We start from the raw sequence: 24,709 nt of genomic DNA on the forward strand, positions 1-24,709 counted from the left end.
TTGCTTCCCGAAGGTGGGCGGCTTTCGCGGTTCATACCTTGATTCAGCAACGCCTAATTTAGTAGGACTTCCGAAAGCACACTTGACTTAAACACATCGAAGTATTGCGGTATACCGTTTACGGGTCAATTATTGGTCGAAGCGAAAACTTTAGACAAAGTGAGTTGAACCAGGCTGCATTGTAAAGACTTTGTAAAGCAACGCCTCACGTATCGGTAATCCGGCAGTGATTTTCTATAGTTAGCAAATAAACGCGAACGGACAAGCCCAGAAGCACTTGATTCACAAAAGTTTGCCAGACGCTTGTGTCTCTGATGAATCACCTCTATCTGGGGAAGACGAATCTACTCTATTCGCTGTAATACTATCGGCGACTGAAACTCAAGACCTTGCAATTGAATCAAACTATGTTGTTAGGCTATGTCGACATGACGCTTATTCACGAGAGAAAATGTGTGCAGTTTCAACCCCCAACTCACCTTAATTCACATGGAGCCAATGTTTTTCAACAGCAGCTCGCCGCGATCGAATCTCAACAAACCGATCGCTGGCTCATTGATATGGCTCAGGTCGAGTTTATTGATAGCGATGGCATTTTAGCTCTAGTCGGCGCTTTGAATCTTGCTCAGCGTAAAGGCTGTCGTTTGACCGTTTGTAACCTTCGTCCGTCGATTCAAATGGTCTTTGAAATTACCCAACTTGATCAGGTCTTTGACATTTTGGATACTAGCGTCGCCGCGCTTGGAACATCGATCGCTGCTTCAGTACAGCCGATTGTCCCTCAACCTGTTGCTGTCTGACGTGAGCGTTTCGGCTTTCGGTTAACCTGTTTGGGTGGCGGCATTATAAATAGTTTCATTTGCCGCAGCAGACTTAAACAAATCTACCAGCGGGCTGGGATAGTCCACACCAATTCTGATACCGAACCGTTGTTGCTCTACAGGCAGTAGTTTCCACGGCTCATGTACTTTACTAGCAGGAAGCTGACTCAAGGCTGGAAGCCAATGCTTCACATATTCGCCCTGCGGATCGTAGTCTTTGGACTGCTTGAGGATATTAAAAAAGCGGAAACCACGAGCATCGTTACCGACACCAGCGGTATAGTTCCAATTGCCCCAATTGCTACATACGTCATAGTCCACTAGCAGCGACTCAAACCACTCTGCGCCCATGCGCCAGTCAATGCCCAAATTTTTGGTCAGGAAACTTGCCACATTTTGTCTGCCTCTGTTGGACATATAGCCCGTTGCGGCTAATTCCTGCATATTGGCATCGATAAGCGGAAAGCCAGTTGCGCCCTCTCGCCACCGATCGAACCGTTGCCAGTCTTCTTTCCAGGCAATGTCGATGCCCTGCAAGCCCGATCGCCGGAAGATGCGATCGCCATGCTTGGCGCAGATAAAGCGAAAATAGTCTCGCCAGAGCAGTTCAAAGACCAACCAGTAGGTGGAATCGTTTCGCACCCGCTCTGCTTCATATTGCTGCACCTGCTCGTAGATATAGCGTGGCGATAGACAGCCCAATGCTAACCAGGGCGAAAATTTAGAGGAGTAGTCGGCTCCCAGCATCTCATTTCGCGTTTCTTTGTAGACCTTGAGGCGATCGTGCTGCCAAATATAGTGATTGAGTCTGGCAAGTCCGGCTGTTTCACCGCCCTTAAACGTTAAAACAGCGCGATCGTCCTGAATTGGTGCCTTCAACCCCAAATCTGCCAGTTGTGGCAACATGCCCACCTCTAGCGCTGGCAGTGACGGTAGCTGTGTTGGCGATCGCAGTGCTGGCTTAACTGTCGATTGCTGCTCCACCTGTTTCCGAAAGTGGGTAAACAACTCTGGTAGTTTGCCAAGCTCAAACGGGAGATCATCAAGATGAAAGAGTGTCTGTCCCCAAAACGGTGTCATCTCAACCTTTAAGGATTGCAAAGCGTGTTGCAATGCAGTTTCGATCGCCGTTTCCTCGGATGTCACCTCACGATGATAGTAAAGGTCAGTAATCCCCAGTTGTTTCCCCAGTGCAGGGATGACGACCTCTGGCAAGCCTTGGCGTAAAAGCAAATTGCTGCCGATCGCCTGTAGCGATCGACGCAGATCGGCAACGCTTTCGAGCAAGAATTGGGCGCGAAAAGCTCCCGTTTTGGGAAAACCAAAGGAGGTTTGCTCAAACTGGCGGGGATCAAAGCAATAGAACGGTACAATCTGTCCCGACGTTGCTTGCACTTTCTCAATTGCCTGGTGCAGCGGCTCGTGATCATGCAAGCGTAAATCACAGCGATACCACAACAGAATTTTAGCCTGGGGCATATACGTTTAAATGCTTTACATTGAGCGGTCAGCGTTCTCCAGTGGGCAGGACTAAGTTGTAAATTGTCCAACGTTTTAGTCGACCCCTCTCAACTATGACGTTTCTACTCCTGATACAGGCAGCATAATGGTGTCATTTTTATTTTATTGATGGCACTTCACCGTGGTAAGGGTCTGCGTGGCAACCGCTCAGCACCCTATGTGGAGGTGTCGATCGTTTAAGCAGAACGGCTAAGAAAAAAGCCCCTGCTGATACAGAGGCTTTTCCTACAGAACAAGATCTTACTAACTTGATCTTGAATCACCAGTCGCTACCCTAATTAGTAGGCGCGGCGAGAGAACTGGTAGTACAGGAAGATGGCGATGATTGCGCCCAATACAGCAACGATAACGCCAGGAATGCTGAGACTTGCACCCGCTAGTGACAACGTGCCAGTCGTTAGCAAGCTGACTACAACACCACCAATGAACGCGCCAACAATACCCAGAACCATCGTGGAAAGCAAACCGCCGCCTTGAGCACCAGGATAAATCGCTTTGGCGATCGCTCCTGCAATGAGACCTAACACAATCCAAGCAAGAATGTTCATTTTAAGCTCCAATGAATTGATTGATTTGAACGTAACCGAAAACGCTAATCAGACACGTAATACCGCCATACACATTACCTTCTAGCTGTCTCGTCTGCGATCGCGGTCTTAAAACGGTTGTTTGCTTTGCAGTTGTAATGCAGACATCAAGCAACTTACTTAAGGCTGTAAAACAACGCCAACATCTGACGATCGCTACAGCTAGCTTGGACAGCGGTTAACCTTTGGAAAACCAACGGAGGCAATGACGGTGAGCTGTTTAGCAGCGCAATGTCGATGCAACAAGAATACGTCGTTCCACCACCCCAAACTAACTATCGCTAGGGAGATACAGGGGTCTAGCGGAAGGGAGAGACTTCTCTGCACTTTCTATACCGCTTTACAGAGACACCTCGTGTCGGGCAAAAACGGGCATCGGTAATCCAGCTACTAAACTTAGAGCTGGCTAAAAAATAACTGCACACTTTTGGATCAGCTATCAGCTATCAGCTATCAGCTATCAGCTTTTCGCTGGCGGCTGACGGCTACAGACCCTGCTGCTATATCTGTACAACTCCTTAGTTGCTCTGCCTGTCTGCATCTGCCCCATCATGCCATTAGCAGTCGTTTCTAACTCTTTTTGTCCACCGAATCAAACGGCTCCGAGCCAAGTGGACTGGGAACCCAGCCGTTGATCGTCTTTCGTTTGGCAAGTAATGGCTGAGAATGCACAATAGGCAGACGCAGAACTTCTTGATGCAGAATGGCATCTACCTGGCTGTAAAGCTTTCCTCTAGCGGCTTTACCACTGGTTACACGCGCCTGGTTAAGCAGTTGAAAGAGACGATCGTTCTTCCAATTGCCTAAGTCAGCCGTACTGTTAGAACCAAAATGGTAGTACAAGAAGTTATCGGGATCGCCATAGTCGCCCGTCCAGCCCAGCATGAACGACTGATAGCCTGGTGGTTTAAGGCGATCGGCTTGATAGGCTGCCCAGTCTTTGGTTTGGAGCGAAACCCGAATGCCGATCGCACTGAGATCGGCTGCAAACGACTCCGCGATCGGCTTGGGAGTGGGGTAATACGGACGGGAAACGGGCATGTACCACAGATCGAGGTCGAACCCGTTAGGGTAGCCTGCTTCGGTAAGAAGCTGCTTAGCTTTTGTGGGATCGAAGGGATAGGCGGTTAGAGTTGCATCTTGTGACCAGGCAAGCGTTGGCGGTGTAAAGTGAGGATCATGCAGTCCCAAATCGCCCCAAAAGGCTTTGACGATCGCTGGGCGATTGATGGCATGGGCGATCGCTTGTCGCACACGCACGTCGGAGAGAGGCTTGTAGCTGGGATTCAGCGCTAAAAAACCGACATTAAAAGAAGGACGCAAAACAACATCCAGATTGGGATCGCTTTCAACTTCCTTTTTTTGGTCTGGAGCCAGGTCAACTGTGAAATCGATTTGACCAGCTCTCAGTTGTGCCAGACGGGCAGCAGGGTCAGTGATGAAGCGCATCACAATCTGATTAACCTTCGGTAGTCCGGCTTGCCAGTAGTTGGGATTCTTTTCTAGAACAATGCGATCGCCCGTGCGCCATTCTTTGAACACAAAGGCTCCCGTGCCGACAGCAAGCGAACCTGGAGTGCCATAGTTCGCGCCTGCTTTTTTGATTGCCGTTGGGCTGGCAATGCCAAAGAAGCCAGAGGCGATCGCATTGGGGAAGCCTGAGAATGGCTGCTTGAGCGTAAACTGCACGGTCGTACGATCGATTGCCGTCACGCTTTGTAACAGAGAATCAGGACTACCTTTGAAGCCACCAAACAGCGAACCCCAGATTTCGTAGAGCTTGCCAGCGTTGCGATAACCGTTAGGATGCTGCGGATTCCACCAGCGCTCAATGTTAAACTTAACCGCTTCAGCATCAAAGTCTGTTCCATCATGGAATTTCACACCCTGGCGCAGCTTAAATGTCCAGGTTTTGCCATCGGCAGCAGACCATGCCGTCGCCAGAGATGGCTCTAAATCTGTCGTACCGGGCTTGAAGGTAATGAGCCGATCGTAAAGCTGGTCTTGCACAATGATGGAGTTGCCATCCGTGATATTACCAGGCTCTAGGTTAACGGGCTGCCCAACAGAACCATACACAAGCGCACCTGATGGCGACGTGGAGCTGGTGCCGCTAGACGTTGATACAGGCTTCTGATTGCCGCCTGTGCAGTTAGTCAGGGCGATCGCGCTCACAAACGCAACGACGAGCCAGAGCGATCGCCACTGCCGAAAGATCATCCACTGCCGCATGATCGTTGTTCCCTTACTTTCCGGCTTGCCGTGCTTGTTTGATCATGTCGATCAGTGTATGGTGTGCATCCTCTGCATCTTGTAAAACGTGGTCAAACAAAACGCGAGTAGGCATTGGGCTGCCGTTAACCTGAGTGAGTAGATCCATACCCTGAGCATCGATCGCCACCATCTCGGCAGTGGTTGCAGCCGTTGCATCACTAAACACTTTGGCGTAGAGTAACACCGCGTCGGCATGGTCTTCGTTCATGTGGCGACAGATGCGATCGCTAATCTGGGGTGTAAATGATTCAGACATAGTGTGCGTTGTTTCTAAAATTCATTATTCTTCTGTTTGCCAGCCGTCATAACCCGGTCTGCTGCCAAAATAGTCTTTTGTGTAAGCCTCGTCCAGAATCTTTTTCGGACGCATGATGAGAATTACCGTGCCCAATAGAGGCATCTCTGGCAGTACATCAGACCATTGGATGTGGAGTTGATCTGCCTCTTCAGCAATGAAGTAGCGATCGCTCTTCCACTCGCGCTGTGCTCGATCCACCACTACCAGCACTTCCTCTCGCCTGCCAGGAAGTGGTGTGGGTAAGTCCTGACTATCGCACCAAAGCACAACCGGATCGGTTGCCGTCAGCACCACCTGCCAGCCGGGAATCGACACCCAGGCGGCAGCACCCTCAAACTTCACCATGCCAAAGGGTTCAATGGCATCGACGACTGGCACTGCTTGAAGATCTGCTTTCGTCAGCGGCAGCCTGCCCACAACTGGCAGCACTCGCGGCAGATCCTCGTCTTCTAAACGGTAGACGGGCAGCAGGGGAGCAGGAATCGTGCGGACAACGCTAAAGTCAGTGAGCAGCCGCTCAATTTGCTTACGCGCATCGTCACTATGCACAAACCGCAGCCCTCTGGCAATCAAGCGGGAGCGTTCTTGCAAATCTGACTTTTGGCGTGCTAGCTTCCAGGACTGGTAGGCAATCGCGTCGCCCGGATGATCGGTAAAACCCTCTGGCAAGCCACCCAACCGCGAAAAATCTTTGATGGCTTTAGCAACATCCCGCGCTTCATCCAGGTCGATTCCTTTCTCAACCGATAGAATGGCTGCGGCTGCACGCTCCGGCTGGGTTAGAATGCGAAATTCGTACAGTAGATCGCTGCCTTTGCGCTCGAAATGGCTCTTGACGGCATCTGGTACCCCAGCACTCACCGCACTGGCGTAAACCTGACCGCCAACAATAATCTGGTTTTGTTGAATCGGCTCAAACCCAGTTGCCTCAAAAATGGCTTGAGGACTGTAGCCTGCTTTTTGCAAAGCCTGACAAGCCTGCCCCCATTCAACCCAGGTGCCTTCTTTCCGCCGCAACGACTTCAATAAGCTCTCTGTGTCCACATCGGCTTCAGAGCGAGGCTGGGAGAAATTTTGAGGAGTCTCAGTCATAAAAGCTAATTAGAACAACAGTTAGATCTACGGTGGTTTTAAGAGCGAATCAAAGTTTGGCACTTAAGAGGCTGTTTGAGAAGGTATGGTCTGTAAGCTTAAGCACTCAGCGATCCCCCCTGCCCCCCTTGAAAAAGGGGAAAATACGTCTGTAGTCCCCCTTTTGAAGGGGGATTGAGGGGGATCTAGCTTTTTGCTACTAACAGGAGGACCTTTAAAACATCCTCTAAGACAAAGGGTAAACTAAAACGCGCGATCGCTCGGCGTTCGAGCATGAAACTTGAGCCTAAATTTCTGTCAGTTCAAAAATGAAACGGAGCAGCGTCAACTGTTCTTATTGGTTGCATTCATTTTGCGATTGACTTCATAGTATCGCAGACGGAGACAGAGCGGCATTCGCTATAAGTAGGAAGACCTCATTATTTGTAGGATGGGTATAGCCTTCGGGAAGCAAGCGACAAGAAAAGCGAAGCGTAACCCATGCCGTTTAGGAATGGATGCGTTACGTTGTCACGAACGCATCCTACGTTGATTACACCCTATTACTTAGCTGCGCGAGTTCTCGTTTCGATACGCGCACAAGTTGATACGCACCTGCCTGATCTAGCGTTTGATACTGCCTGGTTTGCAGCCCAATCTCTGCCAGCTTTTCGGGGTAGCCTAGCAGTAATAAAGAAGATACGTTTGACGGGCTGTGTGCTTGCTCCCGCAGGTAGCGGACGATCGAGCGGGTGTCTCGCATAAAGACCACTGGCTGCTGAGCGTAGAAGACTAAGCTCGGCTTTTTGAGGCTAATCATGACTAGCGCTTCGCCCGGTTGTCTAAGGTTGACTACGGTTTGTGCCAACTGGCGTATGGGCAATTGACGCTGAGCATCGACGATTAGAAGCGTTGGCATCAGTGTAAAGCTCAGCAACGCAAGCCATGCGACCAGATTCACCAGCCATAGCCAGCGTACCTGACGGCGATAGAGCAGAAAGAATACGACCAGCGCGGCTGTAGCCGCGATCGCAGCGCCCCAAGTCAACGCACCTGATGCTTGCAGTGAAGACCCAAGGGCAGGCGTTTCAGCATCTGATGCTAACCAGCGGGGAATCGAGAGGAGACCACCAGCGACACCCAAAAAGAAAACGCTGTTGAGAAGACCGCTTAACTTCATGCCCCATCGATCGGTGCTCCTACGATCGATATTGCCGCGATCGAGGCTCTCACGATCCTGCGGAGACAATTGAGTCATCTGTTCGCTCCACAGCAACGCCACCAGAATTGCCGCTGCGGGCATCAACGGCAGCACATAGCTGGGCAATTTGGTCACGGCAATCGTAAAAAAGCCGAAAGTGCCAGCGAACCAGAACAGAGCAAACAAACCGAGCTGGTGGGAGCGGGGTTGCTGCTGCCAGGTTGACCGCTGCCAGAATTGTAGGCGCGCGATCGCAACAGGTAGGTAGAGCGACCACGGCGCAAAGCCCACCAGAACGACAACGACGTAAAAATACCAGGGAGCCGAGTGGCGATTCACCACGCTAGTAAACCGCTCAACGTTGTGGTAGCCAAAAAACGCCTTGATGAACGTCTCACCATTTGCCAGCGTCACCAGGACATACCAGGGCAGGACGATCGCAAGGATGATAGCAAGTCCCCACAGCGGGCGCATTTCTCGCCAGACTTCACGCAAGCGACCGACGTAGAGCAGAAACGAGCCGATAATTAACCCTGGCAACACAATGCCGATCGGACCTTTCGTCAGCACTGCCAGCCCCATCAGTACATAACATGCGAGGTACCAGGGAGAGAGTACGGTGACAGGGGGGGGTGTTGGGTTTGCATAACCACAGAAAAACGTCAGTAGCGCCAGTCCAACACAGCCCGTCAGCAGCATATCCGAGACCCCAGTTCTGCCCCAAATGAGTGTGGAAAGATTAAGCGCTATTAAAGCGGCACCAATCCAGGCAGAGAGCCATTGCTGAGTTGACAACGGTCGGGGATCGCGTAGTGGCATCCCAAAGCGGCGTAAGGTATAGAAGCCCATGCCCATGAGGACGATCGCCGCCAGTGCGGATGGCAATCTGGTTGCCCATTCATTTGAACCGATGAGACGATAGGCGATCGCCATCAACCAATAGATGAGGGGCGGTTTGTCAAAGCGCGTTTCTCCATTGAAGTAAGGCGTAACCCAGTCTCCCGTCAACGTCATTTGGCGCGTTGCCTCGGCAAACAGTGGCTCGGTCTCATCCACCAGCCCCACGCTACCCAAGTTCCAGATAAACGTGATGCTTCCAATCGCCAGCACCCAGAGGATTGACAAGATCCAGGCGATCGCCGAGTGCCGCTTCAAATAGCGCCGTAAACCGTCAATCTGTTGATTGATCAAACCCATCCCGTTCTTTACCTAAAGCACACCGTGTTTCATAGTCCACTCTACACAAAAAGGAAAGGCTGCAACGCACAAGCTGTGGCACTTTTGCGGATAAAAAACCATCGAGCTGAAACACAAGTCAGGTAAGCTGCTGCAACCATTACGGTAAAACAGCCGCAGCGAGTTCGGATAAAACAGACTCTAACTGTTCAACAGCGATCGCCTGGCTGAAGTGCGAGATTGCCTTCTGCTGCCCTTTACGCGTCAATGTTTCCCAAACGTCTGGCTGTGTCGGTAACAATGATAAACACTCAGCCAGGTCTAGGGGATTTTCGGTTTCAAAGATGAGTCCATCCTGCCCGTGCTCGACAATTTCGCCTGATCCTCCAGTGCCACTGGTGATGAGCGTCAGTCCAGCCGCCATTGCCTCTACCTGGCTAATGCCAAACGGTTCTTCAAACCGCGACGGAAAGACCAGAACATTGCAGTGCTTGTAGAGTTCGCCAAGCGCTGGGCGCGACAAAACACCAGGAAAGTGAACACACGCTTGCAGCCCTTCAGACTCGATAAACTGCTGTAAAGCCTGTACAAAGTCAGGCTGAAGCGTTCCACCTGCGATCGTGGCAGTAAATTCAACACCGACTGCATGGAGTAGAGAAAGTGCTTCAACCAACACATCCGCACCCTTGTAGGGCATCACCAGGCTGGCATAAGCGATACGCAGCCGATCGCGGGGAGGTAGCTCTGCCTGATAAAACGCTTCAATGGCAGCACCCGGATAAATGGTTTGAGCTGCCGCCGCCGGATAGCCTTGCTGCTGTAGCACTTGACCGACCCAATCGCTACACGTTACGTAACGGTACAGAGGACTTTGCGGTGCCAGAGACGGTAGGTAACCCGGCTGTGCATTCATCACATAATGAGCGATCGCAACTGGAGTCGCTAACACCTGCTCCAACAGCTCTACAGGCAAAAACGTGGCATTACCCACCAGGCACACATCGGGTTGAAACGTGTGCAAGTGCTGCTTGAGCACCTGACGATTGTGGTGCTTAATGGCAACAATCTCTTGCTCAGAAAACCACTCTGGTCCTCGTTCCGAATGCCATTGACCACAGAGCAATAGGCACCGTTCAATTTGAGGCTCAGGCTCAGGGCTGGGGTGGCTGCTAAAGAACGCTGTTGTATCGCTTGTTAGCACCAGAAGCTCATGCCCCCGCTGCTGGAGAAGCCGAGTAAAATCGGCGATCGCCCGCTCGTACCCTCCTAATATTTGAGGCGGATACAGGTTGGTTATGACGAGAATTCTCATGAAGCATCATCAAGTAGTTTGTAACGATGGCTGTTGCTAGATGATTGATCGTATTAGCTTTCAGCGGTCAGCCGTCAGCTTTCAGCCATGAGTGCCCTGCTGGTTGCTCATAATCCATCCATTCGTTTTATATCAGCTTTAGCGTACGAGTGTACCGCTAACTGCTGACTGCTGACTGCTGAGCGCTCTACTCCTCTACTGAGTAATGTATGCTTGCCACATTTGCTTGTAGGCACGTTCCATTTCACGGGTGAATTGTTTCGCATTCCATAATGGCGCGGTTTGGCGCGATCGCTGCAATTTCCAGGCAACGTGCTGCCGCAGCTCGACTTCTTTGCCCAAGCGGATGCCCCACTCGACGTACTCCTCATTCGTCCAGGCAATGCCTTCCTTAATGCCCGCATTTACCATCATGGTGTAGCTATTGCGGCTGGCGAACTGTTCTCCCACTCGCGTCACCAATGGAATGCCCATCCACAGCGTTTCCATCGTTGTTGTAGCACCGTTATAGGGGTAAGTATCCAGCACCACATCGGCAATGCTCAGGTTTGCTCGATGCACGGCTTCAGTGGAGACTTCTGGCAAAAAACGGAGTCGATCGCTGGTGACACCCTCTGCCGCTGCCACCTGAGCAAAGTAGGTTTGAATAGCGCGATCGTCGGTGATGCCTTTAACTAATAAGTAGCTGTTGGGTACGGCGGCGATAATGCGCAGTTGCGATCGCACAGTTTCAGGATGCCGCTTCGAGGCACTCTGTCCGCTGAGATAAATGATGGCATCGTCTGGAATGCCCAAATCATCTCGACGAAGGGTAGGGATGCCGACTTCAAAACCATCGACGGCAATATAGGTTTGAGGTAAGCGCCAAATCTTTTCGGCGTAGTGGGCATCGGCAGCGTCTGAAAGGACGTAAGGATCGGCGATAAAGTAGTCGATCGCGGGCATTCCCGATGCGTCCCAGCCTAACCACGTCGCTTGCACAGGCGCAGGTTTGAGCGCCATCACCTCAGAGCAGACATCGGCTGTAATGCTATCGAGGTCAATCAGAATATCGATATCGTCCTGATAAATTTGTTCTGCGATCGCCAGCCCATCACGACCTAATTTACGAGCATGATCGACCTGTTCCACAAACCAGTCCTGGAGTGAATCGTTGCCGTCGTTATAATTCCAAAAGTAGCCGTAGAGTTCAAACTGTTTGCGATCGTGATGCTGGATCAACCAGCGAGACAGCCAGCCCACGGAATGCCGCCGCAAGCAATGCGAAAAATACCCAATGCGTAAGCGTTCATGGCTCTCCTGGCGATCGCGCCGAAGCGCTAATCCCTCTTGATACCGCTCGGCTGCCTCAGCAGCGTAGGCTCGAACACTAGACTGGCATAGTTGAAAGAGATGGTTTTGTGCCAGACGATTGTGCTCCAGATTGTCCCGCACGTAGGGCAAAAAGAAGGTTGTGGTGACTAAACGGAGAGTCGTATTTTGATTGAGCGGTTCCGTTTGCGATGCTGCCAGTGACAACAGCAAGGATTCCTGAAGGGATACCAGCTCAAAGATTTCTTTCCAGTAGCCGCCTGCACGGGTGAGTGCCCGCAGCAGCAGAAAGGCACCGAACACTTGATCAGGGAGCGATCGCGCCAGAAGGCACCATTCACGCGCGGTTTCAATCCCCTGCTCATGCTGTCCCGCATTCTGGTAGAAGGTCGATAAATGGCTGAGCACCTCTAAATCCTGGGGGCATACTTTTCGACACAACTGGACATAGCGAATTGCCAACGAGGGACAGTGCAACTCGTAGGCAATGACGACGGATGTCAGCATGAGCGTGTGGACGACGGGCAGCGGATCAGACGCTCGATCGAGCGCTGCTTCAGCAAACGCCAGGAGCGCTGGGTCGCCGGGAGTGTGCTGTAGAACCGCTTGTAAGGTTTGCAGGAGTAATGCTTGATCGATCGCAGCAGTCGATCTTAGTAGTTCGATCGTGTCCCATGCCGCCAAATCTTCTTCAGCAAAACGATCCAGCTCGATCGCCCGTTGTACCAGATGTAGAAGATTCTGTAAATCATGGGGAGCCACTTCCCGTAGATGTTGCCGCAGCAACCAGGCGAGTGGGTGGTTAGCGCTGGCTTCTTGCTGTTCTGCCTGCGATCGCAGAAACTGCGCCAATTCGTCTGTCCACTGCTCAATCTGCTCGGCATCACCGTCCATCATTGCCAGCATCCAGGTCGTCTGAGCTTCCGCCTCGTCGCCTAGAAGCAGCGATGCCAATCCTAGATGCCAGTAGTGTGCTTTGACATGAGGCTCCATGTCGATGAGCTGTTGATACTGCTCAACTGCCTGACCATACTTGCCGCTTGCTAAGCACAGTGCTGCCTGTTGCTCGTCCGATCGCGGTTCCAAAGCATTCTCAATCATCATGTCACCGATGCCTCAAGGAGATGGGGTGCCCTCCGGCTTCCAGTATGCCCTTAGCAGCCTTAGCTTTGATCAAGCGCGATCGTACATCTTGACACCGGACTGCTCACTAAACGGTATCCTCAGAGCACGCCTAAATCTACACTCTCACGCTCAAAACCAATGTCCGATCGCATCCGCACACTGTTTAACCGCATCGCCCCTGTTTACGACCAATTGAATACCCTGCTCAGTTTAGGGCAACATCGCATTTGGAAGCAGATGGCAGTGAAATGGAGTGGAGCCACAGTAGGAAGTACCTGTCTGGATGTGTGCTGTGGCAGTGGCGATCTGGCGTTGTTGCTGGCAGAACGGGTTGGCTTGACCGGGCAGGTGATTGGGCTGGATTTTGCCACGGCACAGTTGGCGATCGCGCAGCAGCGTGCCCAAGAACGCTATCCTATCCCGTCGATCACCTGGCTGGAAGGTGATGCGCTGGAGCTACCGTTTCCGAATAACCACTTTGATGCGGCGACGATGGGCTACGGTTTGCGGAACGTCACCGATATTCCCCGCAGCCTTAAAGAACTGCACCGCGTGCTCAAGCCCAGCGCCAAAGCTGCCATTCTCGACTTTCATCGTCCGTCCAATGCCCAGATACGCACCTTGCAGCAATGGTATCTGGATGCGATCGTGGTGCCTGCCGCCCAGCAGTTTGGCTTGACCGAAGAATATGCGTATATCGCGCCTAGCCTCGATCGCTTCCCCACTGGCACCGAGCAGATTGCACTAGCACGTCAGGCTGGCTTCGCTACTGCCACACACTACCCCATCGCGGGCGGTACGATGGGAGTGTTGGTTGTAAGCAAGTAGTTAGCTGTTAGTTTTTGGTTGTTAGTCGCAGCTGAAACCTAACAACTAAAAACTAAAAACTAAAAACTGGTCTTCTTTGCTTTGGATCTTTCTTCGCTCTGGCTTTTCCTCGGTCCTCCGATCGTTGGCGGCATCATTGGCTACTTCACTAATGACATCGCCATCAAAATGCTGTTTCGCCCTTACACAGCTCGCTACATTGGTGGGAAGCAAATTCCGTTTACACCGGGACTCATTCCCCGTAATCAGGAGCGTCTGGCAAAGCGCATTTCTGACACGATTATGGGGTCGCTGCTCACGCCAGAAGAGTTGCAAAAGCTGGCGAAACGGCTGTTAGAAACTGAACGCGTACAGGCTGCCATCCTGTGGCTACTCAAACTGGCGCTGGAGCAGATTCAAACGGACAAAGAACAAAAAACGGCGAAAGTGCTGGCAAGTATTCTGCGTGATCTGCTGGGCGAGTCGCTGCCACGCTTGCTTAAAGTGTTAGCCCGCCGCGAAGATTTTTTAGAGGCACAGTTGAACCAGATTTTTGATCAGGTGCTGCTGGAGTTTCAGTTGAATGATGAGCAGTCGATCAAACTCGCAGATTGGTTGCTGCAAGTGGTTTTGCCGCCGGATGCTATCCGTTTGACACTCATTGACTTTTTGACCGATCGCAACATCCAGGTCATTGATGAGGGCTTTCGGGAGCGCACGAGCGGTACATCCTGGGTGGTCGCCAACTTGTTTGGTGTCCGCAATTCTCTAACGCGGCTGCGGACATTCTGCCTGGATGAAAAAGAAGCCAGCAATACGCGTATCGCCGAGTTGGTTTCAACCCTCAACCTGCGACGACGTTTGCAAGAGTGGCTGCAAAATTTATCGCTGCAAAATCTACCCATTTCCACCGTGCGTCAACTGCGGAAAACCTTGCGCGATAGCGTGCGTGGTTACGTTCAAGAGAAAGGCTCTGATGTTCTTCAGGAGTTGGGCAAATCGGTTGATTGGGATAATGTTGCAACCGTGATTCTCAATCGCTTACGCACGTCTGAAGTCGTCAATGCATCCCTGGAAGTGATCAGCCTGGATTTAGCGCTGATTCTAGAACGCTATCTGGAGCGTGATTTGGAATCACTTGTGACGCAAGCAATTCCCATTCTCAATATTGATCAGGTGATTATCGATCGCGTGAAAGCTACTTCACCCGCCGATTTGGAGGGCGCAATTAACGGTATTGTGCAGAGCGAACTACAGGCGATCGTCAATCTAGGTGGCATTTTGGGCTTGGTGATTGGGCTACTTCAATCTGCCTCGCTGCTATTGCGTTAGAGCGATCCTGCTAGGGCGCGTCATCAATTAGCTCCAAAACCTTGCGGTATCAGCATAATCGCGCCCGCCCCAACACACCAGGCTAGGGGCTGGCACCCTTGCTGCAAGTCATGTGTAGTTGTAATGGATGACAGCCCCTAGCAAAAATCCTGTCAAGATACCTCAACGTTTCAGGCAGGAAAACACTTGCCAAACGCCTGAAGCAGTTTAAGAGAACCTTTGAGACGAATTTTGCGTCGTAGCATTGCCCAGAGCAGGTTTTGCTCTTTTGCCAGGAACCCTAGCCAGGTTTCACTATCCGCCACGATCGCCAGATCAGCCGTTCCAACAAACCCTTTTTCGACATGAAGAGCACGATCGCGAATCGTCACCGTTGCCTGACAGGATTCTGCACCAAAGAAGGTGAAATGATACGTCACATTCAATCCCCTGGACTGCTCGCGCTGAAACAACAGCGGTAAACCAAAGAGAAAGCCAGGAATGGATTGCGGGCGAATGCCACTGCTAACGCGGCGGATGGTTTTGTGGGGAAAACGCTTTGCCACGTAGGCTTCAGCGTCTGATCCGGGCACCACATAGATCGGTTCGGGTTTCTCTTGCAGGGGCTTAACAATCTCTTGCACAAACCCGACGCGATCGCTCAAAAAAGGGGCAATCACATCCTCTCCGGCTGGACAAGCAGCAATGCAATAAGCAGCTTTGTAGTTGGCTTTAAAGGAGAGACTTTGCCACATGGAAGCGGACTCTGACGCATTCACTTTTTGGCGGTAGTCGTGTGCGTTTTTGCTATCGGCGATCGTTTCTGCCCAATCGGTGAAGCCACTCATCAGTTCACGGTAGTTATGGGTATAGCAGGCGGAAAAATTGAAGTGCCCATCAGGGGCGATCGCTCCAACCGGGCAAGCCGCGACACAGAGCTTACAATCGATGCAGGGATTGTAAGCGATCGGTTGGTTGTACTCGGTTACTTCGGCATCGATCAGGACTGTACCTAGTGAAATGAAGTTGCCAAACTTGGGATGGATCACGTTCCGGTGCAGCCCCATGTGCCCTAAGCCTGCCGCCACAGCTACAGGCTTATGGGAAACAACCCAGATTTTTCCCGGAAAGCGATCCATTTCCATAGGAAATCCGGCTGATGGATACAAGGCTCTCACCCCAACCTGATCCAACCGTTTGACGATCGCACGGGCAACCTCGTTCACCTCGTCGTAGTTGGCATGAAATTCCAGGTTGGCAACCGATCGCGCCGGAGCCCGCACGTTTTCTCGATTCATCCGACAAACAATGCTAATCAACGTTTGGGTTGGAGCAAAAGCGGTCAGGATATCTGACCGCTGATCGGCGATTGTCGATCGATTCAACTCTACAAACCCAACATCATCGGCTCCGGCTTCCAAACACAGCGATCGCAGTGAGTCAACATTCAGCTTGGCGCGGGCAGGGGCAACGGGCTGTTCCCGCCACCAGCGCACGGTGGGATGATGGTCAAATTTCGCCATTGACTTTCCTTATGATGGATTAACCGACAAACGCACCCGCACAAACAGTAACCACCTGCCCCGTCATGCCACTCGCTGCATCAGAAGCCAGGAATGCTGCTGTTGCAGCCGTCTCAGCCACCGAGATAGGGCGACCGAGCGGTGGCAGTGACATCGGTGGCATTTCGCCAAAAATCTGGATCTGTCCTGCCATTGTTTCCTGAATCGTACGCGTTTCGGGCATAGCAGAACCCCGTACGCAGTTCACACGCACCCCCGCTCGACCAAACTCACCCGCCAACGATCGCGTCATTGCTTCAATAGCACCACAGGTGGCGCTAATGCCTGCCATATTTGCCGCTGTCATGCTGCTCAACGTGGCAGAAAGGGTCACGATCGCCCCGCTGCCTTGCTGCATCATCTGTGCCCCAACGGTGCGGGAGGTGAGAAAGGTAGAACCCAAAATGATCTGCAATGGTTTTAAGAATTGGCTCAATGCCACCGTCGTTGCAGGTTCTGGGTAGCCCAGATCGACAGGTCTCCCACCAATGCCATTGAAAACCGCATCAAGTGAACCTGCTGTCGCTGCAATTCGAGTTACATAATCGCTCACAGTCGCGGGATCGGTCGCATCTACCACATCTGCCTTAGCCGTGCCGCCTGCATCGGTAATCTGGCTGACTAACTTTTCTAGAGCCTCAGCATTGCGCCCCGATACCCAAACTTGTGCCCCTTCACGGGCAAACTTGCGAGCCACCTCGCTGCCGATCGCACCCGTTGCCGCAAAGACCAGAACATTTTTGGAAGACAAAAGCATAGATCGGTTCCTTGCCAATTGAATTAATCTAAACACTGTTTAGAATCTGAACAATACTAAGATGCAGTAAAATCTAAACGTTGTCAAGATCCCAGATTGGATTGCTTCAGTGCCGCAAAAAACTACAAAAAAATCAGATGCCTATCATCACGGCAACCTGCGCCTTGCTCTACTAGAGGCAGCAAGAGTGCTGATGAAAGAATCTGGTATTGAATCGCTGACGCTGCGAGAAGTTGCTCGTCGATCCGGCGTTAGTTCTGGTGCGCCCTATCATCATTTCAAGGACAAAGCCGATCTCATTCGTGAACTGGTTTCGCATGGGTTTCAACGTCTCGATCGCGCGTCTCGTGAAGCACTACAGGGAAAGACAACCCCCCATGAAAAACTGCAGGCGATCGGCATCACCTACATCATGTATGCGGTGCAGTATCCGGATGAGTTTCGGCTCATGTTTCGCCCTGAAATGGGTTCCCCGTTGGAGGATGAAAACCCAACCTGCACACCTGTCTTTCGAGTCTTGCTGGAGGTGATTGATGAATTTCACTTAGGGGAAAGCGATCGCAATACCGCTGCAATCTCGGTGTGGAGCCTGGTGCATGGGCTTGCCTCGCTATTAGTGGATGGACCGCTGCACTCAATGACGACTAACATGGAAACAGTCCATGCCCTGGCAATTCAAGTCACCAGTGCTGTGAATTTAGCTGCTTTCAACCATTCTGCAACCCCAATTTTTGACATCTAGCTGCCGTCACATGGGTTAGGAAGGGGTGCAGGGGTTTGACCCCTGGTTGGGGGCGAAGCCCCCAGATCCCCTTTAATCCCAACGTCCTAATTTTTACGGCGATAGCTAGAAAACGCGCGGTGCGGTCATTGTGATGGCATCGATATTCACCAGGGCAAGCGGCTGCCATCCCAGGAAAAGAACTCGCCGCTATCACTTTCTTGAAGTTGGTTGAGCACCGTCAATAATTGCGTGACGGTACGATCGACACCAAACAATTTTTCTGGTGGCACGTTTCGCTGGAAGGGTTTGGATAGCTGTGTATCTGTAGTGCCAGGATGTAAGGTGACGACGATCGCCCGTGGGCAAGTGCGCTTGTATTCAATTGCGGTCGATCGCATGAACATATTCAGCGCTGCCTTCGATGCCCGGTAGCCATACCAACCGCCCAACTGATTGTCGCCAATGCTGCCCACCTTGGCGGAAATGGTGGCGAGGATCGCGCGATCGCGATGCTTCAACAACGGTTGCACATGCTTTGCCAGCAGCACAGCACCAATGCTGTTCACTTGAAAATAGTGCAATAGCTGATCCGCGTTGAGTTGCCGCAAACTCTTTTCTGGCTGCATGATGCCTTCGTGTAGCACGCCCACACAATTGATGACAGAGTGCAGTGCGGTGCTCTCTGTTTGAATGTCTTTGATGACTGTAGCAATCTGCGCTTCGTCTGTAATATCCATTGGCAAACAGCGAAGGCGCGCATCAGCGATCGCCAACAGCGCTGATTCTGGGTTGCGGTAGGTCGCATAGAGGCGATCGACGCGATCGCCTTGCAACAGTTGCCGCACAAACTCTAGCCCAATCCCTTGTCCCGCGCCAACAACGAGCGCAGTTTTCGGAGTGCTAACTGATTCAACAGACGCATCAACCACTTGCATCATCAATCAAAAGTGCCCTCAACGCATCACTAGACCTCCAATTTTTTCAATAAATCGGAGGTCTAAATTAATTGAATCTCTGAGCTAAATGCATTCCTAAACGTACTGCACCAGATCTTGAGCTGGATAGCGGACTTTCGCTTGAGTGGCGGTCTTATCATCTTCTGCCCGATAGCCCGCCGGACAAACGACCACAGACGCATAGCCTTGCTCTGCCAGCCCTAGAACTTCATCGTATTTGGGTGGGTTGAACCCTTCCATTGGGCAAGTATCAATACCCAACAGAGCGGCACTGGTCATGAACTGCCCCAGCGCAATATAAACCTGCCGCTTTGACCACTCATCAATGTCAAGAGAATAGGGAGGTTTTTCGAGGAAACCCTTGATCACGTTAGAAAACCCTTGCAAGTTATCAACTGGTACCTGACGCACGTCCGCTATATTTTGCATGTAGCGATCGACATCTGCTGCATTCATATCCTTTTTGAACGCCAACACCACCAGGTGAGATGCATCAATTACCTGCGTTTGCCCCCAGCTATGCTCAACTAACTGCTGGCGAACGTCTGGATTCGTGACGACAAAAAATTTCCAGGGCTGCAAACCAAATGAAGACGGGGCAAGGATCAAGCTTTCTATTAACGCTTGCCAAACATCATCCGCGATCGTCTTTGTGGGATCAAACTTCTTGGTGGCATAGCGCCAATGTAGCTGTTGCAGTAATTGTTCAGTTGAAACGACAGCGCTGCTCATATGTATCGCTCTGTAAAGGCACATCGATTATAGCTTTTAGCTTTTAGCTTTTAGCGGTCAGCAGTTAGCTTTCAGCGGTCAGCAGTTAGCGGTCAGCAGTTAGCGGTCAGCGGTCAGCGGTCAGCCTTTAGCTTTTAGTTCTAAAATCCATTACTGCCTTCTGCCTCTTCGCGGAAGTGAGGTGTGAGGTGTGAGGTGTATTAGCTTCTGCCTTCTGCCTCCTGCCTTCTGCCTCAAACTGCTGCCTTCTACCTTCTGCCTCCTGCCTCAAACTGCTGCCAGCAAAGATAAAGCGCTCTTGGTACATGGAAGCAGCCTTTCCATTTGCCGCCTTTGAGGTTGAGCAAGACATCGCCACGACGATCGAGATAACCAAACCACTCCCCATATTGGGGATCAGCAAAATGTGACCAGGTGTAGCTGTGCAGTTTTTGATACCACTCCCAGCAAGCTTCTCGTCCCGTCAGGCGATAGCCCATTGCCAGCGCCACTAGCGATTCCAGGTGTACCCACCACAGCTTTTGATCCCATTCCAATTGCTGTGGCGGATGACCGTCTGCATCCATAAAGTAGTACAGTCCGCCATACTCAGCATCCCAGGCGAAGTCAAGGATATTGAGGACGACATCAACCGCTTGATGAATGAGAGTGATGTCGTTACGACGATCGGCGATCGCCATCATGAACCACATGGCTTCGATACCGTGACCGGGGTTGATAAGTCGTCCTTCAAAGCAATTAATGTGCGAACCATCGGGCGCAACGTTTTCGTACATCAGTCCTCGATCGCCATCCAAAAAGTCAGTCATCACTTCTTGAACCGTAGCAGCCAGAATTCCCTCCAATTTGGCACTCGGCAATAACCAATCCATTTCCAACGATAGGTTAGCCAGAATCATCGGCACTGCCAGGGACTTTAGCGATCGCGTACCAGGATAGGTTTTGTTATAGCTGCCTTTTGGATTGTCTTTGCGACGCAGCACGTTGTCATACGCCTGTAAAGCTACATCTTTTGCCCAGTCTTCGCCCGATGCCAACGCATATTTGCTAAATGCCATTGCCGCAAAGCAGTCAGAAAAGATGTTGTAGGGCTGTACGAGTGGATTGCCCGCGCGATCGAGCGCAAAATACCAGTTGCCCTCCCGATCGCGCCCATGTTTGGCGAGAAAGTTCGCCCCGTTTGCAGCAATCTCAAGCCAGCGATCGCGTTTCTCAAACTGGTCTTCAAGCTGGTTACACAGCATCGAAAACAGCCACACCTGCCGATTTTGCAACCAGATAAATTTGTCGGTATCGTACACGTTGCCTGCGCGATCGAGACAGGTAAAGTAGCCGCCCTGCTCCCAGTCGATCGAATGCCGCTCCCAAAACGGAATCACATCATCCAGTAACGCCTTCTTGTACTGGTCAGCCAATGTTCTAAAATTTTGTTCCATCCAACTTCCCCACAGTATTAACCAGCAGCATTCTATTTTATCTGTGAATATGAGTAGAAAAATATAAAGCTTATAAAAAGCAGCTAGTATTTACCGAAGTGTTGATATCCACCCATAAAAACAACAGTTCTAACTACGGAAAATAATGCTCAGAAATGTATCTTCTCTTATCCTTTCTAGAGCTTATCTTATGTCCATTGAAAGCAGTTTGAACTACCTTTTCTTCGACAAAGCACTTCTTGAACGTGCTTTAACCCGCAGGGCATATGCTGACGAGCAAAATCGTTGTGGGAAGCTATACAAGGATCAAGAAGCTTTTCGTACGCTTGGTGATGCTGTTCTGAAAACTATTTTATCTGATCTTCTGATGAATGCTGGATGTCAAACTAGAGATTCAATAACTAAGAAAAAAGAGCAGCTTGAATGTCAACCAATGCTCGGAAAAATCGCTCGCGAAGTAGAGGTTGGTTCTTACATTAGGTTAGGAAAGGGAGAAGCGAAACACAACGCTCAGCAAAACCTCAGCGTCCTTGCTGAAACGCTTGAAGCATTGATTGCTGCCATCTACTTTGATGGTGGCTATGAGGCTGCAAAGCGAGTTGTCAGTCGTTTGTTTGAACGGCTGATTTAGACAGTGCTAACTATCTAGAAACTCCCGCATTAACTGATTCACCACCTGCGGTTGCTCTTGCTGCACCCAGTGACTGCAATTGGGAATGTAGCGGATACGAAAATCCTGCACGTACTTTTCGGTGCCGTAGGTGAGTTCTTTGCCCAGAGCCGTATCCGCTTCGCCCCAAATCATCAGGGTAGGCACATGCAAAATACCCCAGTCAGTTGTAGTCAATCCTTGTGCAAAAACATTGCGGTAATAGTTGAGTGCTGCCGTTAAAGCATTTCGTTTCGCAAAGGCATTTTTGTATGCCTCAATATCATCGTCGCTGAAGGTTGTCTTATCGACAGCCATCCCTTTGAAGGCGGCTTCTAACATCTGAAAATCGTTCAATTGAATCAGCAGTTCTGGCAAGATGGGAAGCTGGAAGAAGCCGATGTACCAGCTTCGTAAGAGCTGTTGGGGTGTGCGTAAGCCTTCAGCAAATTTGGCGGGATGGGGCAGATTCAGCACAATCAAGCGATCGACCAACGCTGGATACGCATAGGCAAACGACCAGGCGATCGCACCCCCCCAATCGTGTCCGACTAAGACGCAGCGATCGTAACCCAGACCTTCGATCACACCTTTAATATCTTTGATGAACTCTACCATCACATAGGCAGACTGTGCGTCTGGCTTGTCGCTATCGTTGTAGCCCCGCAAGTCTAGAGCCACCACTTTATAATCATTCGCAAACGCCGGAATTTGATGCCGCCAGGAATACCAGAATTCTGGAAAGCCGTGCAGCAGTAGCATAAGTGAACCTTCGCCCTGTGTCACATAGTGCAGCTTGATGCCATTTGTATGGATCGTGTCGTGGTGCCAGGATGGTTCAGGCATAGTCGCTTTACTTGCTGTCAATCGTTAAGGGCAATCTCTAACAAAGGCAGTCTAACAAGCATTCGCCCGTCGCCGACAACCTTCTGAGTAAAAACTCTCCCGGAACTTACACCGATTCTATAAAATCGCCCTACAGATTCGTTTTTGCTGCTGACCGCTGACCGCTGACCGCTGACCGCTGACCGCTGACCGCTGACCGCTGACCGCTAAACGAATCTTGCCTGTGTAGCCACAGTTTAGTGAAATGGTATGACGCAGACCTTGGAGGTTTTAACCAAGCATCAAGCATCGGCATCACGGTAGCGCTCAAATCTCCGCGGTTTTGGTCAGATGCTCGTTTCTATTTGACAGGTTTTTGGAGGACGTTGAAGGTCGTTTTGAAGGCTGTGTTGGTTGGGTTGAGAACAATTGCCTGCTGATAGGCTGACCACGCGGCTTTCTGCTCTCCCTGACGTTCCAAAACAACGCCAAGATTGTAGTGAAAAAGAGCGCTTTTGGGGTTCAACCGCACGGCAGCGCGGTAAGCGCCGATCGCCTCCTCCAGTTTGCCTTGCAGAGTGAAAAGATTGCCCAAGCTAGCATACGCAGCCGTGTAGTGAGGATCAAGCTGAATGACCTGGCGGTGAATGTCGATCGCCTCCTCTAGTTTGCCTTGCTTTCTTAACGCTAAACCCAAATGGTTATAGGCAAGCGCGTGCTTGGGATCAACTTGAATGGCTTGGCGGTAGACGACAATCGCTGCATCGAGTTTCTGCTGCTTGCTGAGCAGATCGCCGATGCAGGTGTAGGTAAATGCGTAACTAGGATTGAAGGCGATGGCTTTCTGATACGCCATGATCGCTGCATCTGGTTTTCCTTGCTTTTCCAGTGCAAACCCAATGTTGCTGTAGGCAAACGTATAGCGATCGTCCAGCTGAATGGCGTTTTGATAGGCAGCGATCGCCCCGTCTAACGTCTCTTGTTTTTCTAGAACAACTCCCAGATTGTAGTGAGTGAAGGCATCGGTCGGATTAACGCGAAGGGCATTTTGATAAGTGGCGATCGCTTCATCAAGTTTGCCCTGTTGCTCTAAGGCAAGACCTCGCTCTACAAACGCACTGTAGAGACTGCGACTGATTAACACCAGCACTGTAATGCTCACGATGCCGCTCAGCAACAACAGGTGAGGCTTTGTCCAACGCTGTTGTGGACTGTCGGGTGCAAGTACAGGTCTTTTTGTTAGAACCTGTTGCACCATCTGACAAAGTTTCATGCGATCGAGCCAGCAAGGTGCCCCGATTCTAACCTACGCTTTGGGTCTTTCAGAAAGGGGCTGCGCGCGATTCATCCTAACGTTGGCAACTTCACTTGCTTCACCACTCTCTTTCAGGCGTGGCACGAATTTGCCAGCAGTTTTCTAGCCAATCGATTAAGGCTTGACGCGGCATTGTTGCTTGCTTCACGACGCACCAGATCTGAATAGCCGTCGTAGCATTAGTAACCTGAGCTGTCAAAGGTTGGTAACAATGGCAACAGCAAGAAATTTCCAACGCTTGCAAGCGGTGGTAGACCTGCCACCGATCGTCGCACTGGATCTCAATCATTTTCTCTGTTTGAACATTCTTCTTGTTGCAGTTCACGCGATCGCTCCTAGAAATCAAATGGACGAGTAGACTTGTTGAAAATCATTCTTGATTGCTTTCAGGTTGTGTCTGCTTTGCTTGAAAAGGTTGCACAACCTGGTCATGATTTTAGTAGACAGAGCCACTTTTGCAGGTTTGAATGGGCTGAGTAGTAAGCGCGTCAAAACTTTTAACGTTTAGCCATTTTTTCTTCTTTTGCATCACAAGCGCTTGTTGTTGATTCAAGGTATCAGGTACTGGGGCGATCGCTTGATTTTCTTCGGCTTCCGCTTCGTCAACTAAGGCACCATTTGCGGCTCTAACCCAGTTAATGACGGTATTATGGCTAATACCAGTTTCTCGTTCGATCGCACGGTAACCCATGCCATTGGCACGCATTTTCAGGCAGATTTTTTTAGCATCATTAGAGTAACCTCTCAGACTATAAGTCTCTATAAACTGCCGACCACACTGCTTACAAATGTAGTTTTGCTTACCGCGATGATGACCATTTTTACTGATTTGAAGCGATTCGCATCTAGGGCATTTCATACTCTGATTGTGCAATGCTGTTTAATTGTGAAAAAAATAGATAATTTTAAAGTGAGGCAACTGATAGAAACTCTCAATT

The 24,709-nt window shown here is 50.8% G+C and carries 23 protein-coding genes and 1 pseudogene; 6 read left to right on the top strand and 18 right to left on the bottom strand.

The annotated features are described in order from the left end of the window. Nucleotides 1–455: 455 nt before the first annotated feature. The gene (locus tag AC5JO6_RS05065) at nt 456–800 is read left to right on the top strand and encodes an STAS domain-containing protein (RefSeq protein ID WP_496079963.1); all 345 of its coding nucleotides are present in this window, start codon (nt 456–458) and stop codon (nt 798–800) included. A gap of 21 nt (nt 801–821) precedes the next feature. Here the strand turns inward: AC5JO6_RS05065 and AC5JO6_RS05070 are convergent, their stop codons facing one another. The 8 genes from AC5JO6_RS05070 to AC5JO6_RS05105 form a co-directional block, all read right to left on the bottom strand. Next, nucleotides 822–2,300 carry a DASH family cryptochrome gene (locus AC5JO6_RS05070; protein WP_496079964.1) on the bottom strand — a complete coding sequence of 493 codons (1,479 nt, stop codon included), beginning with the start codon at nt 2,298–2,300 and terminating at the stop codon, nt 822–824. 320 nt (nt 2,301–2,620) lie between these two features. Continuing rightward, entirely contained in the window at nt 2,621–2,890 is a 270-nt protein-coding gene (locus tag AC5JO6_RS05075; RefSeq protein ID WP_496079965.1) for a GlsB/YeaQ/YmgE family stress response membrane protein, read from the bottom strand. Nucleotides 2,891–3,499: 609 nt separating this feature from the next. Beyond that, nucleotides 3,500–5,161 carry an ABC transporter substrate-binding protein gene (locus AC5JO6_RS05080; RefSeq protein ID WP_496079966.1) on the bottom strand — a complete coding sequence of 554 codons (1,662 nt, stop codon included), beginning with the start codon at nt 5,159–5,161 and terminating at the stop codon, nt 3,500–3,502. Between the two features lie 13 nt (nt 5,162–5,174). Then, nucleotides 5,175–5,459, bottom strand: coding sequence for a DUF2470 domain-containing protein (locus tag AC5JO6_RS05085; RefSeq protein ID WP_496079967.1), 285 nt, complete (start codon nt 5,457–5,459; stop codon nt 5,175–5,177). 24 nt (nt 5,460–5,483) lie between these two features. Next, nucleotides 5,484–6,593 carry a RuBisCO accumulation factor 1 gene (locus tag AC5JO6_RS05090; RefSeq protein ID WP_496079968.1) on the bottom strand — a complete coding sequence of 370 codons (1,110 nt, stop codon included), beginning with the start codon at nt 6,591–6,593 and terminating at the stop codon, nt 5,484–5,486. A 532-nt stretch (nt 6,594–7,125) separates the two neighbouring features. Next, nucleotides 7,126–8,970: an ArnT family glycosyltransferase gene (locus AC5JO6_RS05095; protein ID WP_496079969.1), complete on the bottom strand. Its 1,845-nt coding sequence runs from the start codon at nt 8,968–8,970 to the stop codon at nt 7,126–7,128. Between the two features lie 139 nt (nt 8,971–9,109). Continuing rightward, nucleotides 9,110–10,261, bottom strand: coding sequence for a glycosyltransferase family 4 protein (locus AC5JO6_RS05100; RefSeq protein WP_496079970.1), 1,152 nt, complete (start codon nt 10,259–10,261; stop codon nt 9,110–9,112). Nucleotides 10,262–10,456: 195 nt separating this feature from the next. Beyond that, entirely contained in the window at nt 10,457–12,676 is a 2,220-nt protein-coding gene (locus AC5JO6_RS05105; protein WP_496079971.1) for an O-linked N-acetylglucosamine transferase, SPINDLY family protein, read from the bottom strand. Between the two features lie 159 nt (nt 12,677–12,835). On the opposite strand from AC5JO6_RS05105, the gene ubiE reads away from it, so the two are divergent. Next, nucleotides 12,836–13,525, top strand: a complete 690-nt coding sequence (gene ubiE / locus AC5JO6_RS05110; RefSeq protein WP_496079972.1) for a bifunctional demethylmenaquinone methyltransferase/2-methoxy-6-polyprenyl-1,4-benzoquinol methylase UbiE — start codon at nt 12,836–12,838, stop codon at nt 13,523–13,525. 81 nt (nt 13,526–13,606) lie between these two features. Then, nucleotides 13,607–14,836, top strand: a complete 1,230-nt coding sequence (locus AC5JO6_RS05115) for a DUF445 domain-containing protein (protein WP_496079973.1) — start codon at nt 13,607–13,609, stop codon at nt 14,834–14,836. 170 nt (nt 14,837–15,006) lie between these two features. Here AC5JO6_RS05115 and AC5JO6_RS05120 read toward each other — a convergent pair whose 3' ends face one another. Together AC5JO6_RS05120 and AC5JO6_RS05125 are read right to left on the bottom strand one after the other, a co-directional pair. Continuing rightward, nucleotides 15,007–16,338: an SCP2 sterol-binding domain-containing protein gene (locus AC5JO6_RS05120; RefSeq protein WP_496079974.1), complete on the bottom strand. Its 1,332-nt coding sequence runs from the start codon at nt 16,336–16,338 to the stop codon at nt 15,007–15,009. A gap of 19 nt (nt 16,339–16,357) precedes the next feature. Then, nucleotides 16,358–17,134: an SDR family NAD(P)-dependent oxidoreductase gene (locus tag AC5JO6_RS05125; protein ID WP_496079975.1), complete on the bottom strand. Its 777-nt coding sequence runs from the start codon at nt 17,132–17,134 to the stop codon at nt 16,358–16,360. Nucleotides 17,135–17,243: 109 nt separating this feature from the next. Between AC5JO6_RS05125 and AC5JO6_RS05130 the strand changes: the two genes are divergently transcribed. Then, nucleotides 17,244–17,876: a TetR/AcrR family transcriptional regulator gene (locus AC5JO6_RS05130; RefSeq protein WP_496079976.1), complete on the top strand. Its 633-nt coding sequence runs from the start codon at nt 17,244–17,246 to the stop codon at nt 17,874–17,876. 146 nt (nt 17,877–18,022) lie between these two features. On the opposite strand, the gene AC5JO6_RS05135 is transcribed toward AC5JO6_RS05130, so the two are convergent. The 3 genes from AC5JO6_RS05135 to AC5JO6_RS05145 all read right to left on the bottom strand — a co-directional run bounded on the left by AC5JO6_RS05135 (nt 18,023) and on the right by AC5JO6_RS05145 (nt 20,982). Next, nucleotides 18,023–18,796 (bottom strand): SDR family NAD(P)-dependent oxidoreductase, encoded by a 774-nt coding sequence (locus AC5JO6_RS05135; RefSeq protein ID WP_496079977.1) that lies wholly within the window; start codon nt 18,794–18,796, stop codon nt 18,023–18,025. A gap of 93 nt (nt 18,797–18,889) precedes the next feature. Next, the gene (locus AC5JO6_RS05140; RefSeq protein ID WP_496079978.1) at nt 18,890–19,546 is read right to left on the bottom strand and encodes an NAD(P)H-dependent oxidoreductase; all 657 of its coding nucleotides are present in this window, start codon (nt 19,544–19,546) and stop codon (nt 18,890–18,892) included. A 248-nt stretch (nt 19,547–19,794) separates the two neighbouring features. Beyond that, complete coding sequence (locus AC5JO6_RS05145) at nt 19,795–20,982, bottom strand: n-acyl-d-glucosamine 2-epimerase (protein WP_496079979.1); 1,188 nt, start codon at nt 20,980–20,982, stop codon at nt 19,795–19,797. Nucleotides 20,983–21,172: 190 nt separating this feature from the next. On the opposite strand from AC5JO6_RS05145, the gene AC5JO6_RS05150 reads away from it, so the two are divergent. After that, complete coding sequence (locus tag AC5JO6_RS05150) at nt 21,173–21,613, top strand: ribonuclease III domain-containing protein (protein ID WP_496079980.1); 441 nt, start codon at nt 21,173–21,175, stop codon at nt 21,611–21,613. 6 nt (nt 21,614–21,619) lie between these two features. Here the strand turns inward: AC5JO6_RS05150 and AC5JO6_RS05155 are convergent, their stop codons facing one another. From AC5JO6_RS05155 to AC5JO6_RS05170, 4 genes are all read right to left on the bottom strand, one after another. Then, complete coding sequence (locus AC5JO6_RS05155; protein ID WP_496079981.1) at nt 21,620–22,477, bottom strand: alpha/beta fold hydrolase; 858 nt, start codon at nt 22,475–22,477, stop codon at nt 21,620–21,622. 130 nt (nt 22,478–22,607) lie between these two features. Then, on the bottom strand, nt 22,608–22,772 hold the full coding sequence (locus AC5JO6_RS05160) for a hypothetical protein (RefSeq protein WP_496079982.1): 165 nt from the start codon (nt 22,770–22,772) through the stop codon (nt 22,608–22,610). 45 nt (nt 22,773–22,817) lie between these two features. After that, on the bottom strand, nt 22,818–23,729 hold the full coding sequence (locus AC5JO6_RS05165; RefSeq protein WP_496079983.1) for a tetratricopeptide repeat protein: 912 nt from the start codon (nt 23,727–23,729) through the stop codon (nt 22,818–22,820). 100 nt (nt 23,730–23,829) lie between these two features. Continuing rightward, nucleotides 23,830–24,015 carry an Asr1405/Asl0597 family protein gene (locus AC5JO6_RS05170; protein WP_496080053.1) on the bottom strand — a complete coding sequence of 62 codons (186 nt, stop codon included), beginning with the start codon at nt 24,013–24,015 and terminating at the stop codon, nt 23,830–23,832. Here AC5JO6_RS05170 and AC5JO6_RS05175 point away from each other — a divergent pair. Continuing rightward, complete coding sequence (locus AC5JO6_RS05175; protein ID WP_496080057.1) at nt 23,983–24,129, top strand: hypothetical protein; 147 nt, start codon at nt 23,983–23,985, stop codon at nt 24,127–24,129. The genes AC5JO6_RS05170 and AC5JO6_RS05175 overlap by 33 nt on opposite strands. A gap of 261 nt (nt 24,130–24,390) precedes the next feature. On the opposite strand, the pseudogene AC5JO6_RS05180 reads toward AC5JO6_RS05175, so the two are convergent. Further along, nucleotides 24,391–24,630: pseudogene (locus tag AC5JO6_RS05180) on the bottom strand (IS1/IS1595 family N-terminal zinc-binding domain-containing protein); the annotation flags it as partial. Nucleotides 24,631–24,709 lie beyond the last annotated feature (79 nt).

This window comes from Tildeniella sp., assembly GCF_059505325.1.

Bases quoted from the DNA above. Each gene is read 5' to 3' on its own strand.
- AC5JO6_RS05070 (WP_496079964.1), bottom strand. From the start codon at position 2,300: ATGCCCCAGGCTAAAATTCTGTTGTGGTATCGCTGTGATTTACGCTTG.
- AC5JO6_RS05075 (WP_496079965.1), bottom strand. From the start codon at position 2,890: ATGAACATTCTTGCTTGGATTGTGTTAGGTCTCATTGCAGGAGCGATC.
- AC5JO6_RS05080 (WP_496079966.1), bottom strand. From the start codon at position 5,161: ATGCGGCAGTGGATGATCTTTCGGCAGTGGCGATCGCTCTGGCTCGTC.
- AC5JO6_RS05085 (WP_496079967.1), bottom strand. From the start codon at position 5,459: ATGTCTGAATCATTTACACCCCAGATTAGCGATCGCATCTGTCGCCAC.
- AC5JO6_RS05090 (WP_496079968.1), bottom strand. From the start codon at position 6,593: ATGACTGAGACTCCTCAAAATTTCTCCCAGCCTCGCTCTGAAGCCGAT.
- AC5JO6_RS05095 (WP_496079969.1), bottom strand. From the start codon at position 8,970: ATGGGTTTGATCAATCAACAGATTGACGGTTTACGGCGCTATTTGAAG.
- AC5JO6_RS05100 (WP_496079970.1), bottom strand. From the start codon at position 10,261: ATGAGAATTCTCGTCATAACCAACCTGTATCCGCCTCAAATATTAGGA.
- AC5JO6_RS05105 (WP_496079971.1), bottom strand. From the start codon at position 12,676: ATGATGATTGAGAATGCTTTGGAACCGCGATCGGACGAGCAACAGGCA.
- ubiE (WP_496079972.1), top strand. From the start codon at position 12,836: ATGTCCGATCGCATCCGCACACTGTTTAACCGCATCGCCCCTGTTTAC.
- AC5JO6_RS05120 (WP_496079974.1), bottom strand. From the start codon at position 16,338: ATGGCGAAATTTGACCATCATCCCACCGTGCGCTGGTGGCGGGAACAG.
- AC5JO6_RS05125 (WP_496079975.1), bottom strand. From the start codon at position 17,134: ATGCTTTTGTCTTCCAAAAATGTTCTGGTCTTTGCGGCAACGGGTGCG.
- AC5JO6_RS05135 (WP_496079977.1), bottom strand. From the start codon at position 18,796: ATGATGCAAGTGGTTGATGCGTCTGTTGAATCAGTTAGCACTCCGAAA.
- AC5JO6_RS05140 (WP_496079978.1), bottom strand. From the start codon at position 19,546: ATGAGCAGCGCTGTCGTTTCAACTGAACAATTACTGCAACAGCTACAT.
- AC5JO6_RS05145 (WP_496079979.1), bottom strand. From the start codon at position 20,982: ATGGAACAAAATTTTAGAACATTGGCTGACCAGTACAAGAAGGCGTTA.
- AC5JO6_RS05150 (WP_496079980.1), top strand. From the start codon at position 21,173: ATGTCCATTGAAAGCAGTTTGAACTACCTTTTCTTCGACAAAGCACTT.
- AC5JO6_RS05155 (WP_496079981.1), bottom strand. From the start codon at position 22,477: ATGCCTGAACCATCCTGGCACCACGACACGATCCATACAAATGGCATC.
- AC5JO6_RS05160 (WP_496079982.1), bottom strand. From the start codon at position 22,772: ATGCCGATGCTTGATGCTTGGTTAAAACCTCCAAGGTCTGCGTCATAC.
- AC5JO6_RS05165 (WP_496079983.1), bottom strand. From the start codon at position 23,729: ATGAAACTTTGTCAGATGGTGCAACAGGTTCTAACAAAAAGACCTGTA.
- AC5JO6_RS05175 (WP_496080057.1), top strand. From the start codon at position 23,983: ATGGCAACAGCAAGAAATTTCCAACGCTTGCAAGCGGTGGTAGACCTG.